This is a genomic window from Paenibacillus sp. JNU01 (assembly GCF_059130585.1).
On sequence record NZ_CP169723.1, the window covers coordinates 114555 to 131170 of the forward strand.

Sequence of the window (16616 nt, forward strand, 5' to 3'; positions counted from 1 at the left end):
TTCTTGCGGATGGATAACCAAGTCAAGCAAGCGTATGAAGCAGCCAAGGCATTGTATGCTCAGCACGGAATTGATACAGAAGAGGTGCTGAACAGACTCGCGGAGATCAAAGTATCCGTACACTGTTGGCAAGGCGATGATGTTAAAGGTTTTCTGAATAAAGATGGCGAGTTAACAGGGGGTATTTCCGTTACAGGTCAATACCCGGGGGCTGCGACCACACCAGCAGAACTTCGTAACGATCTGGAGCAAGCTTTTGCTCTGATTCCTGGTAAACATAAGGTCAATCTGCACGCGATCTACACGGACACAGACGAGCAGGTTGAACTGGATCAGATTGAGCCAAAGCATTATGAGAACTGGGTGAAATGGGCCAAAGAACAAGGACTCGGCCTGGACTTCAACCCAACATGTTTTTCTCATGAAAAATCAAGTGACGGGTTTACGCTCAGTCATCCAGACCCTGAGATTCGCAAGTTCTGGATTGATCACTGCAAGGCATCCCGCCGGATTGGTGCTTACTTCGGGGAACAGCTCGGTCAGACATGTGTAACCAATGTGTGGGTACCGGACGGGTTCAAGGATAATCCGGTTGACCGGTTGACTCCACGCAAACGTCTCAAAGAATCACTGGATGAAGTATTCGGCGAGCGCCTTAACCCAGAGCACAACCTGGATGCGGTAGAGAGTAAGCTGTTTGGTCTGGGTTCGGAAGCCTATGTGGTGGGTTCTCATGAATTTTATATGGGTTACGGTTTGCAAAATGATACGTTAATCTGCCTGGATGCGGGTCATTTCCATCCAACAGAGGTTATTTCCAATAAACTGTCGTCCTTGTCATTGTTTACAAGTGGCATTCTGCTTCACGTAAGCCGCCCGATGCGCTGGGACAGTGACCACGTGGTAATCATGGACGATGAGTTGCTGGAAATTGCCCGTGAACTGGTTCGACATGATCTGCTTGCGACCACACATATTGGACTGGATTTCTTCGATGCAAGCATTAACCGTGTAGCTGCATGGGTTGTGGGTACTCGCAACACAATCAAAGCCCTTCTTCGTGCGATGCTGGAACCGGTGGATGCCTTGAAACAAGCTGAGCTGGATGGAGATTACACCCTGCGTCTCGCGTTAACGGAAGAGTTCAAATCCTATCCGTTTGGCGCAATCTGGGACTACTATTGTGCTAGGCAGGGAGTGCCTGTTCGTGAAAAGTGGATCACCGATATCAAAACCTATGAACAAGACGTATTGCTACAGCGTGATAAATCGTTGGTGTAAGTCTAACCACTGCGGAATGAAAGTTCCGTGGTGGTTTTTTTTCTTTTTTGACATTAATCACAAGGAAATGCATAAGTGAGGAGATTGCTTCCATACTAGGAATATAGATCCGTATCGCATACGTTTGCCACGCAGAGGAGGAGTAATAGCGTTGAATCTAGCCCACAACAAACTGTATATCGCTGCACTTGGCGGCGTGAATGAAATAGGAAAGAATATGTATTTGATCCAGTACAATCAGGACATCATCGTGATTGACTGTGGTTCGAAGTTTCCCGATGAGACATTGCCTGGGATTGATCTGATCATTCCGGATGTTGCGTATCTGCTGGAGAATCTGGATAAAGTACGGGGGCTTGTGGTTACCCACGGACATGAAGATCACATCGGTGGCATTCCCTATTTGTTAAAACAAATGAACATCCCCGTGTATGCATCCAGGCTCACTCGAGGGTTGATCGAGCTTAAACTGAAAGAGCATGGACTTCTGCGCAAGGCGGACCTGCATACGATCGATGCTCACTCCAGCATTACGCTGGGAGGAATCGAGGTTTCCTTTTTCGCAACCAGTCATAGTATACCGGATTGTCTTGGTATCTTCTTTAAGACCCCCGTGGGCAATGTCGTGCATACCGGAGATTTCAAATTTGATATGTCGCCTGTACATGGACCTTTCCCAGATCTGCACCGCATGGCCGAGATTGGCAAACAGGGTGTCCATATTTTGCTCTCCGAGAGTACCAATGCAGAAAGACCGGGATTTACACCTTCCGAGCGTGTAGTGGGAGACCACATTCTGGATGCCTTTATCCGTGCAAAACAAAAAGTATTTATCTCTACTTTTGCGTCAAATGTCAGCAGAGTACAGCAGATTGTAAATGCAGCATTCGAGACGGGACGCAAACTGGCACTGTTGGGCAGAAGTATGGTGAATGTGGTATCGGTGGCGAGTGAATTGGGGTATCTGCAAGTTCCTGACGGATTGTTGATTGAAGCCATCGACTCGGATCAGTTTCCACCTGAACAGGTTGTTGTCTTATGTACAGGTAGCCAGGGAGAAGCGATGGCAGCATTATCACGTCTGGCATCCGGTAAGCATCCACATGTAAGAATTAACGCTGGGGACACGGTCATTATTGCGGCCGGAGCCATCCCGGGCAATGAACGGAATCTTGCACATGTCATTGATAACCTGTATGTTCTCGGAGCACGTGTGATATATGGTTCAAGTGGTGCAGCAGGAATGCATGTATCGGGACACGGCAGTCAGGAAGAGCTCAAATTGATGTTGACCCTGATGAAACCGGATTATCTGATTCCGATCCACGGTGAGTTCCGTATGTTGTATCAGCACAGGCTGCTTGCCGAGTCTGTAGGTATAGAGCGTGATCATGTGTTTATCGTGAATAATGGGGATATGGTCCAGTACAAAGACGGCACTGCTTCTCTGGGTCCCAAAATTGCATCAGGAAACAGTCTCGTAGACGGTCTGATCATGGGTGATGTCGGCAATATTGTCCTGCGTGATCGCAGGCAACTGTCATCCGATGGTATGTTGGTGATTGTAACTACCTTAAGCAAAACGGAAAAACAGATGGTCACGTCACCCGAAATTATCTCCAGAGGGTTCATATTCGTCAAGGACTCGGAAGAATTCATGCATGAAATTCATGAGCTGGTTCTAAACCGGATGGGTGAGCTGACCGCGTCTGGCGTGAATCAGTGGAATGTGATCAAAAGAAAGCTGAAAGACGAGATCGGTCACTATATTTACGCTCAAACCAAGAGAAGACCTATGATCTTACCTATTATTATTGAAGTTTGAGTTATAGGGAGTAGCGAGTGTTCTTGTGTTAATGATCTGAGCAAACGTGCAGATGAAAGTTTAACAGCCTGATGAATGTGGGATCATACTTTCTGTATGAACGTCACAGTGATATCGGGCTTTTGCTATTACATAGGAAAGTATATTGGACACGATAAACGGAGGGAATCTAATTCGCCATGGCTTTGCGATTCGAAGTATAATAAAAGGTAAACTAGTTAAAGAAACAAGAGGGGTCTTTATGAATAAAACGATTTCTGATATCGCTCAGATGGCAGGTGTGGCAAAAAGCACGATCTCTCGCTACCTGAATGGCGGATCGGTTAGTGAGGATACACGCCAGAAGATTGAGCGTATTATCAAACAATACAATTATGTTCCTAACACATTTGCACAGAGTCTGAAGGCGAAGAAGACCAGTATCATTGGTACGGTTGTGCCACGTCTCGATTCTTTTGCGACCTCCCAGACACTGATCGGAATTGATGAAGAGCTGCGAAGTAATCAATATCAGATGTTGATCGCAAATACGAGTCAGGACATGCAGCGTGAGATTGATGCCATTTATGATTTTGCACGACAGAAGGTGTCGGGTATTATTCTCTTGGCTGCTGAAGTGACCGAAGCACATCTGAAGGCTGTTGAAGATATACGGATTCCGGTGTTATTGGTGGGGCAGCAACATGAGCGACTGCACAGTCTGGTTCATAATGATGACCAGGCAGGTTATGAGATGGGCAGATATGTCGTCGAACAGGGTCACCGCAAGATCGTCTATATGGGGGTTAGCGAGAAGGATCGGGCGGTAGGGATCTATCGTAAACAAGGGTTCCAGCGAGCAATCGCCGAGTGTGGTGGATGTGAAGTGAAGTATTATGAGACGAGCTTCAAGATGTCTGAAGCCATCGTGACCGCTGAATCCATCCTGAAAGAAATCACACCAACAATCATTGTAGGGGCCACGGATAATATCGCACTGGGTGTGATGAAGATCGCGTTCTCCAATAAAATTCGCATACCGCAAGATTTGTCTGTTACCGGATTTGGCGGATATGATATTACGGAGATGATCCATCCCACGCTGACGACTGTGAAATATCATTATTTGCATGCAGGGAAAGTAGCGGCGAATCACATTATTCGTCTGGTCAAAGGCGAGTCGGTGGAGGCACGAACAACACTGGACGTAGAACTGATTCCTCGAGAAAGCGTTGACAAATTATAAAAACATCCTTTATGATAATTCCATCGAACCGGTTCCATAGTGGGTATCCAATACGGATATGCGAACACGGGCAGGCATTAATGCCAAATGGAATTATTTTTTTGTATCCGTTGGAACCGGTTCCTATAATTTGATTTTCGTATAAGTTAAATAAGAAATAAACATGGCGGAGAGGGCAGAAAAAATCTGAAGAAACGGAGTGCTCGCCTTTATCACCGGATTTCACCCTTTAGATAAGGGATCAGGTAATCTGGGGATAACAGCGATCGGAGGATTGTTCTGCCATCGTAGTCCCAGTGTGAAGTTTCTTGGTCTAACTTATATAAGCGAGAATGGAGAACAGCTATGAAAATGACTAGAGAGCAGCGCTATAGACGGATTGAACAAGCTGAGCCTGAAGAGATTGCGAAGCTTGAAGCACAGATATCCGAGTGTCCATGGAGACAGAGTTACCACATTCAGCCCATAACGGGTCTGCTTAATGACCCTAACGGCTTTGCATATTATCAAGGCTATTATCATCTCTTCTATCAGTGGTTTCCACTTGGAACAGAACACGGCATGAAATACTGGTATCATACCCGCTCGAAGAATCTGGTGAACTGGGAAAATGTCGGGATTGGAATCGAACCGGATAGCTGGTATGACTCACACGGAGCTTATTCCGGAAGTGCGATTGAAAAAGATCGCAAGCTGCACTTGCTCTACACGGGCAATATGAGGAATGAGGCTTGGGTCAGACATCCGTATCAATGCTTGGCAGTCATGGATGAAAGCGGTTCAGTAACCAAACGGAATGATCCCGTAATCTCGTCTGTTCCAGCCGGATACACGGAACACTTCAGAGATCCCAAGGTGTGGCAACAAGGAGGTACATATTATTGTGTCATTGGTGCGCAGAGAACAAACGAGACGGGATGTACGGTACTGTATCGCTCAATTGATCTGAACAACTGGGAGTTTCTTGGTGAAATTCGCACGCAATTCACTTCCTTTGGTTACATGTGGGAGTGCCCGGATTATATGGAGATAGACGGGAAAGGCGTGCTTGTCTTTTCACCACAAGGCTTAGATGCTGCAGGAGATCATTATCAGAATATTTTTCAGTCCGGTTATCTGATCGGTGAGCCGCTCAATCTTCAGACGAGAGAGTTCAATCATGGTGAGTTTCAGGAGTTGGATCGTGGATTCGACTTCTATGCTCCACAAACCATGCAGGGCCCGGATGGAAGACGTATTCTGGTTGGTTGGATGGGGCTTCCTGATCTGGCATATCCGACAGATGATAACGGTTGGGCTCATTGCCTGACCATTCCTCGGCAGTTGACACTGCGAGGCGGGAAGTTAATTCAACAACCGGTTGTTGAGATGAACCAATTGCGTCAACAGGAGGAAGGCATGCATATTCGTGTAACGATTGACCATGAGAGTCGATCTTTCACTGGTTTGAATGGAATTTCCTATGAGCTGATATGTGAGATAAGCCAAGCAGATGCAGAGATGGTCGGCATCGAATTCCGTGCAAGTGGAACGGAGAAAACGGTTCTTCTGTATGATCGGATTCAGCAGAAAGTTATTCTGGATCGGACGATGTCTGGTGCCGAGCTGGCAGAGCAAAATGGCGCTGTACGGCGGTGCGCGCTTACTGCGGACGTAATTAAATTCCATCTGTTCGTAGACGCATCTTCAGTTGAGATCTTTGTGAACGACGGGGAAGAGGTCTTTACCAGCCGCATTTTCCCAAGTCGGGACAGCGTAGATATTCGTTTCTTTGCACACGGAGGCAAAGCTGATTTCGAAGCAACACAATGGATTTATTAAGTATTACGTGAGAGGAATGAGATAACATGTCGGAGAATCAACGGATTGCCCAGGAAGTCATTCATGCCATCGGGGGCAAAGAGAATATCGCATCATTTGCACACTGTGCAACACGTCTTCGCATCATGGTGAAGGATAAAGAGAAAATTGATCAGAAAACGGTCGAGAACATCGAAAAGGTGAAAGGGGCTTTTTTCAACTCGGGTCAATATCAGATTATCTTTGGTACGGGAACGGTGAATCGAATCTTTGAAGAAGTTGAGAAGCTGGGAATCGAAGGATCGTCCAAGGATGATGTGAAGAGTCAGGGAAAAAAGGAAGGAAACGCTTTTCAACGGGCAATCCGCACTTTTGGTGACGTATTTGTACCCATCATCCCCGTACTGGTAGCTACAGGGTTGTTTATGGGCTTGCGCGGATTACTTACCCAGAATGAAATTTTGGCTTTGTTTGGTGCAACACCAGATGATATCTCTTCCAATTTCCTGTTGTTTACTCAGATTCTGACGGATACGGCATTTGCATTTCTGCCTGCACTTGTAGCGTGGTCTGCATTCCGCGTATTCGGCGGAAGTCCGGTACTTGGTATCGTACTGGGGCTAATGCTGGTTAATCCGGCATTACCCAATGCTTACGCGGTGGCGGATGGATCAGCCCAGCCTCTGCATATGTTCGGTTTTATCCCTGTCGTGGGTTATCAGGGGTCGGTCCTGCCTGCGTTCTTCGTAGGTTTGATTGGAGCCAAGTTCGAGAAGGTACTAAGAAGACGGGTGCCTGAGGCACTGGACTTGATTCTGACTCCTTTTATAACGTTAACGGTTATGATTACACTTGGACTGTTCGCGATTGGTCCCGTGTTCCATTCCCTGGAAGAGTGGGTACTGCATGGAACAACGGCCGTATTGGATCTTCCGTTTGGCATCGCAGGTATTATCATTGGATTCTTCCATCAGATTATTGTTGTTACCGGTGTGCATCACATCTTTAACTTCCTGGAGATTCAGCTATTGGAGAAAACAGGATTCAATCCGTTCAACGCGATTATCACCTGTGCCATGGCTGCACAAGGAGCCGCTTGTCTAGCGGTTGGTCTGAAAACCAAAAATATGAAACTCAAAGCACTCGCATTACCTTCGTCATTGTCTGCTTTTCTGGGCATTACCGAGCCAGCTATCTTCGGTGTTAACCTGCGTTATATGAAACCATTTATTATGGGGCTGGTTGGTGGTGGTGTGGGTGGTTTCATCGCTTCCTTGTTCCATCTGCAAGGTACAGGCATGGCAGTAACGGTTATCCCTGGAACATTGCTCTATCTCAACAGCCAACTGCCGTTGTACATCTTGTCCAATGTGGTTGCCATGGCCATTGCTTTTGCACTTACCTGGTTCTTCGGATATAAGGATCAACCGATTGCAGAGGAACCGGTGAGCCATGACCACAGTGGAGTAACATCAGTTGACGTTCATGTAGCAGATTCTAATCCGCACGCTAATTCAGTTACCCATGCTGTTATAAGCAATCGTCCTAAGGTAGAATTGCTCGAAATCGCTTCGCCGATGAATGGTACTGTCGTTGATTTGGAGCAGGTTCCTGATCCGGCTTTCTCGGAAAAACATATGGGTGAGGGCATTGCCATTGAGCCATCAGAAGGTAAAGTGTATGCACCGTTTGATGGTGTCATTGCACATGTCATGAACAAAAGTAAACATGCGGTGATTCTGGAGCATGAGACAGGTGTACAGATGCTGGTTCATATCGGAATTAATACGGTTGGACTCAAAGGAAGTGGTTTTACCGCCCATGTGAATAGCGGAGATCGTGTAACTGCAGGGCAATTATTGATCGAATTCGACATGGATGTCATTCAGGCTGCGGGTCTGCCGTTGATAACACCTGTGCTGATTCCAAGCGGGAATGAAACGATAGCAACGGTTACAGGAACCTCAACCGGTCCTGTACATGCCAATGGGGATGCAATGCTTGTGGTGAGATTCAATGAACCTCAATAAGTGAACATATGAAATTATTTTCGCCAGATTTCTATGCAATTTTTATAACAAAACAGAAACGTTCTGTCCGAGCCCATTGCTCTGGACAGAACGTTTTGTAATTCCGATGGGAACTAAGAATTTAGAAACCCTTAAAACCGTTATGAAGCTACGCCAACAACACTGGTTCCATTTTTTGTGATTTTATACGTCAGCACATCGCCGTTCCAGAAGTGGAACTTGAGGGTGACTTCGCCATCATTGGTTTCATTAAAGAAGTTAGGTTTTAGCTCGATCACCTGACGATCGTAATCTGGGCTGAACGTGTAAGAGAACTCTTTGAACGAAGTCCAGTTCTGTGGACCGGCGTTCTCCCCGTTGGCATATGTCGCTTCCATCGTTGCCAGTTGGTTGCCGTTAAACGTAGTTGGAATGGCAAATGCACTGGTTGTACCAGTCGTATCGTTTAACGTAGGTGTGTTATATTTTATGATATTAAAATTCCAGTCCGCACCTTGGTTGAATCCTGCTGTGAGTGTGGCATTTACGCCCAAATCACCAGAGGCTGTCAATTTGGTTAACAGATTGGATTTTAACGTAAGCACATCTTTTTTGATCGTATAGTCTTTACCTCTGACAAGAGGAGTAGTTCCATTCTTCAACGAATTGAATTTGTTGCCATTCAGATTGAGTTTTACTTTTTTATCTTGAATGCTTTCATTTTGTTTAAGGTACACGAGGTCCGTTTCAGCTGTGGATGAGCGACCTGTCCAGCTTGCTTTCATCGTATCAAACAGTTCCTGATCAGACCAAGTAAAGCTTGTGCGTCCGAAGTGTTGTCCGTTATCCCACAACATCGTTGTCATCTGTTTTTGACGCAGATATTGCCCAACAAATTCGAAGAATTTCAGCTTTTCGCCTTGTTCAATGACACCTGTATGCTGGTCAAAACCAAGCAAGCCATACTCACCGACGATAACCGGAATGCCTTTGGCTGTAAAAGCATTGTATACCCGATCGAAGGTATCGGTAATGTCTTTCTGGACTTCCTCGTTATACTTGGTGTAACCTGCAATATTCACACTGAATGGCCAGAACCCGTAATAGTGAACGGTTGCAATAATGTTGGGGTCACTCAATTTTTGAATGGTCTTATTCAGTTCATCCAGATCAGGTTGAGCGGAAGAGGTATGCATCGTTGGAAGCACAAGTGGACGTGTATCGTTGTTTCCACCCGAAGTTCTTACAATCTTATGAAAAGAAGTATTCAACTCGTCCAGCATGCGATAGCCAATAGCCGCATCTGTTGTACCTCCTTCGGAGAAGCGGGGTTCGTTAACACTTTCGAACATGAGCTTGTCGGATGCATCTTTGAACTTGTCAGCGATCTGAGTCCAAGCAGCATTGTAACGGGCAAGTACGTTGTCATGGTCTTTCTCCATGTAACTGATCCAGCGCCAGGAGTCATGGTGAAGATTGATCATGACGTAGAGATCGGCATCGAGGGCCCAGTTCACTACTTCTTGGACCCGATTCATGTAAGCGGAATCAATTGTATAGTCGGGTGCGTCACCGATGTGAGCTTCCCAGGTCACAGGAATACGGATACTGTTGTAGCCCTCAGCTGCGATCGATTGAATCAGTTCCTTCGTAATGCGCGGATTGCCCCAGGCTGTCTCATCCTCACCAACGGCATCCAGAGAGTTACCCAGATTCCAGCCAGGCTCCATGGCGTTCACGTATGTCTGCATTTTGCTTGGCGCGGTTGAGGTACTGGCCTGTTCACTGTTGTCTGTTGCAGCGGAAGCGACAGCCGAAGAGAAGAGAGACAGAATCATGGCAGTTACAAGTGTAAGAGAGAGGACCGATTTACGATTTTTTTTCATTAACATAATCTCCTTCAGTTAGAATGGTTGAACTTGAATGGAAGTTAAGCAACTGTGAAAATGGAGCTCAACTCAAACCAAATCATGACTTGTTCAAAAATGGGATCACCACCGAATTATGTATTGAAAGCGTTTTCGGAATTTAATATATCATGATTATATATAGGAGGATACCCGCACAATTGCAATAAAACTCATGTGATAATTAGTGATCTGGTTTAGCTAGTAGATTGTGTGAAGATAATGATTTTATTTGGAATTGAGATGATATAATTGATTTTAACAATAATTAGATTCATATACTCTTGGAGGAATGTAAAATGAAGCTGGATGCACATCAACATTTCTGGGAATACAATATTGCCGAGTATGGATGGATTGGGGAAGAGATGAAAGCCATTCGTCAGTCTTTTCTCCCACATGATCTGGAACCTATATTAACACAATCGGGGATGGACGGATGCATTGCAGTGCAAGCGAGACAATCACTGACAGAAACTGAGTGGCTTCTGCAACTGGCAGACCAATACGAGTTTATCAAAGGTGTGGTCGGATGGGTGGATCTTTGTTCGGATGATGTTCGAAATCAGCTTGAACTGCTCGCGTCCAATCCGGTTCTGAAGGGTGTACGTCATGTCATACAGGATGAGCCTGATCTTCAGTATGTTTTGAGAGAAGATTTTCAGCGCGGGATTTCATTGCTTAAAGAGTATGATTTGGCCTATGATCTGTTGGTATCCAAGGAGCAACTGCCTTATGCCGTTGACCTGGTTAAGGCGTTTCCTGAACAGCGATTTGTACTTGATCATCTAGCCAAACCCGACATAAAATCAGGTATACTCTCACCATGGCGAGAAGCACTGCAGTCGTTGGCTGCCCAACCAAACACATATTGTAAACTTTCAGGAATAGTGACTGAAGCAGATTGGGCAAGTTGGACTCCGAGTGACTTTACATCCTATCTGAATATCGCCATAGAAGCCTTTGGTGCGGAACGGTTAATGTTTGGGTCCGATTGGCCAGTGAGTAACCTTGCGGCTTCGTATTCTGAAGTATACGGTCTCATTAAGACTCACATTCAATCCCTATCAGAGTCTGAGCAACAGATGATTCTTGGTGGGACATGTGCTGCCTTTTATCAAATATCATAATGGGCATTTCTTCGTTAAACCGGTTTCGGGAAGTTGACAACGGTTCTGATTCTTGCTAAAGTTTTATCCAATCCGCATAATTGATCTGGGAATGTTACCGATATGGGCATAACCTGAGCTGGCTTGTTTACACGTAATCGTGTACCCAGGCTGGTTCGGGTTTTTTCTATTTAAGCTGAACAAAAAAATGTGTAATTTTGCAGTTCAACTTAAATATGCTGTCTTTTTAATATTCTAACGATTTGAGCGGATAGCTGAATTACATATTTGGAAGGAGAAATGATGATGACGAATTTTGAGTTTCCTAAAGATTTTCTATGGGGTGGAGCCATTGCTGCGAATCAGGCGGAGGGTGCGTATCTGGAAGATGGCAAAGGCCTGAGCATCGTTGACTTGCTGCCAACAGGAGAGAGCCGCAGAAGCATTATGAAAGGTCATGTTCCAGCTTTTACGCCGCTCGCTACCGAATTCTATCCTTCACATGAAGCAATCGATTTTTATCACCGTTACCCTGAAGATATTGCTCTGTTTGCCGAAATGGGATTCAAGGCACTGCGTGTCTCCATTGCCTGGGCACGGATTTTCCCAACAGGAGAAGATGCACAGCCAAATGAAGCAGGATTGCAATTTTACGATAACCTGTTCGATGAATTGTTGAAGCATGGTATTGAACCTGTCGTTACATTAGCTCACTTCGATGTGCCTGTGCACCTGATCGAGAAGTATGGTAGCTGGAGAAGTCGTGAACTGGTAACCTTATTCGAGAAGTACGCTAAAACAGTATTCACACGGTACCAAGACAAGGTGACATACTGGATGACATTTAATGAGATCAACATGCTGCTTCATCTTCCATTCCTTGGCGCGGGGCTGGCGTTCAATGAAGGCGATAATATCAAGGAAATTCAATATCAGGCTGCTCACCATCAACTGGTTGCAAGTGCACTGGCAGTCAAAGCATGTCATGAGATTATCCCTGGTGCCATGATTGGTTGTATGCTTGCGGCAGGAAGCTTCTATCCGTATACCTGTAATCCGGAAGATGTGTTCCAAGGTATGGAGAAAGATAGAGAATCCTATTTCTTCATTGATGTGCAATCACGTGGGGAATATCCGGGTTATGCCAAACGTTTCTTCAAGGATCACGGGTTGAACATTGTTATGCAGCCGGGTGATGCGGAAATCTTGAAGAATCATACCGTAGATTATATCGGATTCAGCTACTATTCAAGTCGTACTACGAGTACCGATCCTGAAGTGGTTAAAAATATGACCAGTGGCAATGTATTTGGCTCGGTAGCCAATCCATATCTGGCGAAGTCCGAATGGGGATGGACGATTGATCCAAAAGGATTCCGTATTACTGCCAATCAGCTTCATGACCGTTATCAAAAACCGCTATTTGTCGTTGAAAATGGATTTGGTGCCAATGATGTGGTTACACCGGAAGGTGAAGTGGAGGATGCATACCGGATTGATTACTTGAAACGCCATGTAGCTGAAATGGGTGAGGCCATTCAGGATGGGGTCAACATCATCGGTTACACCAGCTGGGGACCTATTGATATTGTAAGTGCATCCTCAGGAGAGATGAGAAAACGTTATGGCTACATTTACGTGGACCGTGATAATGAAGGTCAAGGAGAGCTAACACGACTGAAGAAGAAGAGTTTTGAGTGGTACAAAAATGTGATTGCATCTAACGGAACAAACCTGGGTGACAAGTAGTTTATACTTTTCTGAATTAAAATGGTCTTGAACGGCAATAAAACATCGGAAGTTTCATCTATATCAATTGAACTAAACTTTTACACAAAACGGAGAGGACAGAAAAAAGCTGGAGAAGCGAAGCTACAAGCTTCCAATGGAAAGCTACTTCGTGAGTATCAACTCGCTTTATCCCCGGATTTTCCCTTTAGCAAGTGAATCAAAAAAATCAGGGGGTAACAGCGATCGGAAGGTTGTTCTGTCATCGGAGTAGCTAGTGTAAATATTCTCTAGTTCAATTGATATAACCATGTCACTTCCGATGGTCCTCACAGTGAAAGCGTTGACATATAGTCAGGTTCGCGCTATACTTGACGCAATTATATCGTTTCTGGGATTGTTACTACTCGAAGTAGGCAAAACCTAAGCACCAAAAAAGCAGACCACCATGTCTTGTTTATTTTGTGATGCTTCAGGTTTTTTTTGTATGCCCAAAAGACGATGTATAACTGCCAAGAGAGTGGAACGTGACGGGGGGATTGAAGTGAAAATAGCAAAGGTTATCAACAATAACGTCATTAGCATCTATCAGGCGAATGGAGCAGAGCTTGTGGTGATGGGACGTGGGATTGCCTTTAAGAAAAAGCCGGGGGATAAAGTAGACGAGACCCGCATCCAAAAAGTATTTGCATTGAAAAACAAACAGACATCCGATAATTTCAAAATGCTGCTGCGTGAAGTTCCGATGGAACTGATTGAAATTGTGGAAGAGATCATCACGTATGCGCGTGAGAATCTCGGCCGAAAGCTCAATGAGAACATCTATGTGTCCCTTACGGACCATATTAACTTCGCCATCGAACGTTATCGGGAAGGCGTGGAGATCAAGAACGCATTAATGTGGGAGATCAAGCAGTTGTACAAGCCTGAATTCGAGCTGGGTCTGAAGACACTGGAACAGATCAACACTCGAATGAATATTGAGCTTCCACCAGATGAAGCCGCGTTTATTGCCCTTCATATTGTTAACGCAGAGATGAACGAAGAAGTCATTACAACGATGAACATTACGAAGTTTATTCAGCAAATTATTAATATAGCGAAATATCATTTCAAAATGGAATTTGATGAGGATTCTCTCAGTTATTTTCGCTTCATTACACATTTGAAGTTTTTCTCTCAGCGAGTGCTCAGTGGTACGCATTACGACAACAACTATGATCATTTCTATGACATGATTAAGGAGAAGCATCCTGATGCCGCAGCGTGTGCGGAGAAGATTGAGTTGTTTGTCAAAAAAGAGTACAACCATGAGCTGACCAATGAAGAAAAGTTGTATCTGACAGTTCATATCGAACGAGTGGTTAATCGATAATATTTAAATGTTGACAAAAATGGTTTAATTATAATAATATGTGATTAACAGGAATTGAATACGATTTAACTGGGATTGTTACTGGTTATGCAGGCAAAACCTAAGTCATGAGAAGGTCAGGACCATTGTGTCAGTGTCCCCTTACTCAAGGCTTAGGTTTTTTGCGTGCAAAAAAATCGGTAAAGGGCCTGTTTGAGAAAAAGTGGGGGTGCAGATTATGAGTCAAGAGAAACTGGCCAAAGAGATCGTAGAACTCGTCGGCGGTGAGAAAAATGTGGAGTCGCTTGTTCATTGTGCAACACGGTTACGGTTTGTATTGAAGGACGACGCCAAGGCAGACAAGGCCAAGCTGGAGAAAACAGAAGGTATCATCGCAGTCAAAGAAAATGGAGGACAGTTCCAGGTTGTTGTTGGTAACAAGGTGCCTGAAGTCTATAATGCCATTGGACAGATCAGCAACATTCTGGATGATTCGTCGAACAAAGAAAAACCGGGCAAAAAAGCCAAGGGGATTGGCGGTATCATTGATATCATTTCCAGCATCTTTGCTCCACTTCTGGGAGTTATGGCGGGAGCCGGTATTCTAAAAGGGTTATTGTTGATTGCAAGTAATATCGGATGGCTGGAAACGACAGAAACAACTTATACGATCCTGTATGCAGCAGCAGATAGTCTCTTCTACTTCCTGCCTCTGTTGTTAGCGGTTACAACAGCGCGTAAATTCCAGGGTAATATGTTTGTAGCGATGACGATTGCGGGAGCACTGATCTATCCATCCATCGTCACGTTGAAAGCAGAGGGAACACCAACGGATTTCTTCGGTATCCCTGTCATTCTGATGAACTATTCATCTACGGTTATTCCTATCATTTTAGCTGTCATTGTCATGAGCAAGTTGGAGAAGTTCTTTAATAAGACACTTCACGATAGTGTGAAAAACTTTGTTACACCGTTATTTTTGCTAGTGATTATGGTACCTCTGACACTGTTGGTATTCGGACCATTTGGTGTATACGTTGGTAATGCAATTGCAGCCGGACTCGTTGCTGCATTTGGATTCAGTCCATTGCTTGCGGGAGCCGTTATGGGTGCAAGCTGGCAGTTACTCGTTATCTTCGGAATACACTGGGGTCTTATTCCGGTATTTATCAACAACGTTGCAGTGTATGGACAGGATGGCGTTAAACCGGCTGCGACAGCTTCGATCTTTGCTCAAACGGGCGCGGCTTTTGGGGTTATGCTGAAAACCAAGAACAAAAAACTGAAAACGCTGGCTGGATCATCCACATTGACCGCATTATTCGGTATCACTGAACCGGCTATCTATGGGGTAACATTACCACTGAAACGTCCGTTCATTGCTGGAGTAATCGGTGGTGCAGTTGGTGGAGCGATCATTGGTCAAGCGGGCACTTTGGCATTCGCGTCTGGTGCACCGGGATTGCTGACTTTGCCAATCTTCTACGGACCAGGTGGGCAAGGCTTCCCAGGATTGATTTTGGGTATCGTAGTATCCTTTGTGGTTTCGGCTGTACTGACGTACATCATGGGCTTCAAAGATCCGGTTGAAGAAGAAGAAACAAAGTCCGATTCTACGTCATCTGCTCAGCAACCTGCCCGTCCAATGAATGCTTCAGACGAAGAAGTATTTAGTCCAATTCAGGGAACGATTGTGGAATTATCGGAAGTTCCAGATCCGGCATTTGCTTCGGGAGCAATGGGTAAAGGGATTGCGATTGAGCCAGCTGTGGGCAGAGTGGTAGCGCCATTCGACGGTACAGTTACCGTTGCATTCAAGAAAAAACATGCCTTGGCTGTAGTATCTGACACCGGTGCAGAAATATTGGTTCATGTAGGTGTAGATACGGTCAAGCTGGACGGACAGCATTTTGTCTCCCATATCAAAGAAGGGGATCGGGTTCAAGCGGGAGACCTGCTGCTAGAATTCGATATTGCGCAGATTAAGGCGGCTGGTTATCATACGGTGACACCTATTATCGTAACGAATTCCGCCAACTATGAGGAAGTTATTCCGCAGGCAACAGGTCAGGTTGATACCCAGGACCTTCTATTGAAGTTGAACAGTGGAAAGGGAGAGGAATAAAGTAGATTAGATGCAAAATCAGTGTTTTAGGTTTTCATGGTTCCGTTGACAGGGTGGAATTGGAAATTTATAATTGGAATTGTACATCTATTACCTGATAATGAAAGGTGGATTATTGAACATGACGAATGCGATGAGACTGCGTTTCTTTCCTTTGAATCGTTAAATTAAATACGTTCAAAGGCTCTGACCGTTAGTTCAGAGTAAACGGGATCAGTCTGTCATTTTCAATTATCCTGACCTTATATACATG

At 45.0% G+C, this 16616-nt stretch carries 10 protein-coding genes; 9 read left to right on the top strand and 1 reads right to left on the bottom strand.

Going from position 1 to position 16616, the window contains the following annotated elements:
* Positions 1–9: 9 nt before the first annotated feature.
* The 5 genes from rhaA (at position 10) to NLBNIHML_RS00450 (ending at position 8161) form a co-directional block, all read left to right on the top strand.
* Positions 10–1281, top strand: a complete 1272-nt coding sequence (rhaA, locus tag NLBNIHML_RS00430; protein WP_494353482.1) for an L-rhamnose isomerase — start codon at positions 10–12, stop codon at positions 1279–1281.
* Between the two features lie 151 nt (positions 1282–1432).
* Positions 1433–3106: a ribonuclease J gene (locus NLBNIHML_RS00435; RefSeq protein WP_342572833.1), complete on the top strand. Its 1674-nt coding sequence runs from the start codon at positions 1433–1435 to the stop codon at positions 3104–3106.
* Between the two features lie 241 nt (positions 3107–3347).
* Positions 3348–4331, top strand: coding sequence for a LacI family DNA-binding transcriptional regulator (locus tag NLBNIHML_RS00440; RefSeq protein ID WP_494353483.1), 984 nt, complete (start codon positions 3348–3350; stop codon positions 4329–4331).
* Between the two features lie 345 nt (positions 4332–4676).
* On the top strand, positions 4677–6152 hold the full coding sequence (locus NLBNIHML_RS00445) for a glycoside hydrolase family 32 protein (protein ID WP_494353484.1): 1476 nt from the start codon (positions 4677–4679) through the stop codon (positions 6150–6152).
* A 26-nt stretch (positions 6153–6178) separates the two neighbouring features.
* Positions 6179–8161: a sucrose-specific PTS transporter subunit IIBC gene (locus NLBNIHML_RS00450; RefSeq protein WP_472478489.1), complete on the top strand. Its 1983-nt coding sequence runs from the start codon at positions 6179–6181 to the stop codon at positions 8159–8161.
* A 140-nt stretch (positions 8162–8301) separates the two neighbouring features.
* Here the strand turns inward: NLBNIHML_RS00450 and NLBNIHML_RS00455 are convergent, their stop codons facing one another.
* Entirely contained in the window at positions 8302–10026 is a 1725-nt protein-coding gene (locus NLBNIHML_RS00455) for a cellulase family glycosylhydrolase (RefSeq protein ID WP_494353485.1), read from the bottom strand.
* A gap of 320 nt (positions 10027–10346) precedes the next feature.
* On the opposite strand from NLBNIHML_RS00455, the gene NLBNIHML_RS00460 reads away from it, so the two are divergent.
* The 4 genes from NLBNIHML_RS00460 (at position 10347) to NLBNIHML_RS00475 (ending at position 16363) form a co-directional block, all read left to right on the top strand.
* Positions 10347–11177 (top strand): amidohydrolase family protein, encoded by an 831-nt coding sequence (locus tag NLBNIHML_RS00460; protein WP_494353486.1) that lies wholly within the window; start codon positions 10347–10349, stop codon positions 11175–11177.
* 285 nt (positions 11178–11462) lie between these two features.
* Entirely contained in the window at positions 11463–12905 is a 1443-nt protein-coding gene (locus NLBNIHML_RS00465) for a 6-phospho-beta-glucosidase (protein ID WP_494354645.1), read from the top strand.
* A 523-nt stretch (positions 12906–13428) separates the two neighbouring features.
* Positions 13429–14259 (top strand): BglG family transcription antiterminator LicT, encoded by an 831-nt coding sequence (gene licT, locus NLBNIHML_RS00470; protein ID WP_494353487.1) that lies wholly within the window; start codon positions 13429–13431, stop codon positions 14257–14259.
* Positions 14260–14476: 217 nt separating this feature from the next.
* Positions 14477–16363, top strand: coding sequence for a beta-glucoside-specific PTS transporter subunit IIABC (locus NLBNIHML_RS00475; protein ID WP_472478483.1), 1887 nt, complete (start codon positions 14477–14479; stop codon positions 16361–16363).
* Positions 16364–16616: the final 253 nt, after the last annotated feature.

Excerpts from the sequence above, each read along its gene's own strand:
- rhaA (WP_494353482.1), top strand. The coding sequence starts at position 10 with ATGGATAACCAAGTCAAGCAAGCGTATGAAGCAGCCAAGGCATTGTAT.
- NLBNIHML_RS00440 (WP_494353483.1), top strand. The coding sequence starts at position 3,348 with ATGAATAAAACGATTTCTGATATCGCTCAGATGGCAGGTGTGGCAAAA.
- NLBNIHML_RS00445 (WP_494353484.1), top strand. The coding sequence starts at position 4,677 with ATGAAAATGACTAGAGAGCAGCGCTATAGACGGATTGAACAAGCTGAG.
- NLBNIHML_RS00450 (WP_472478489.1), top strand. The coding sequence starts at position 6,179 with ATGTCGGAGAATCAACGGATTGCCCAGGAAGTCATTCATGCCATCGGG.
- NLBNIHML_RS00455 (WP_494353485.1), bottom strand. The coding sequence starts at position 10,026 with ATGAAAAAAAATCGTAAATCGGTCCTCTCTCTTACACTTGTAACTGCC.
- NLBNIHML_RS00460 (WP_494353486.1), top strand. The coding sequence starts at position 10,347 with ATGAAGCTGGATGCACATCAACATTTCTGGGAATACAATATTGCCGAG.
- NLBNIHML_RS00465 (WP_494354645.1), top strand. The coding sequence starts at position 11,463 with ATGACGAATTTTGAGTTTCCTAAAGATTTTCTATGGGGTGGAGCCATT.
- NLBNIHML_RS00475 (WP_472478483.1), top strand. The coding sequence starts at position 14,477 with ATGAGTCAAGAGAAACTGGCCAAAGAGATCGTAGAACTCGTCGGCGGT.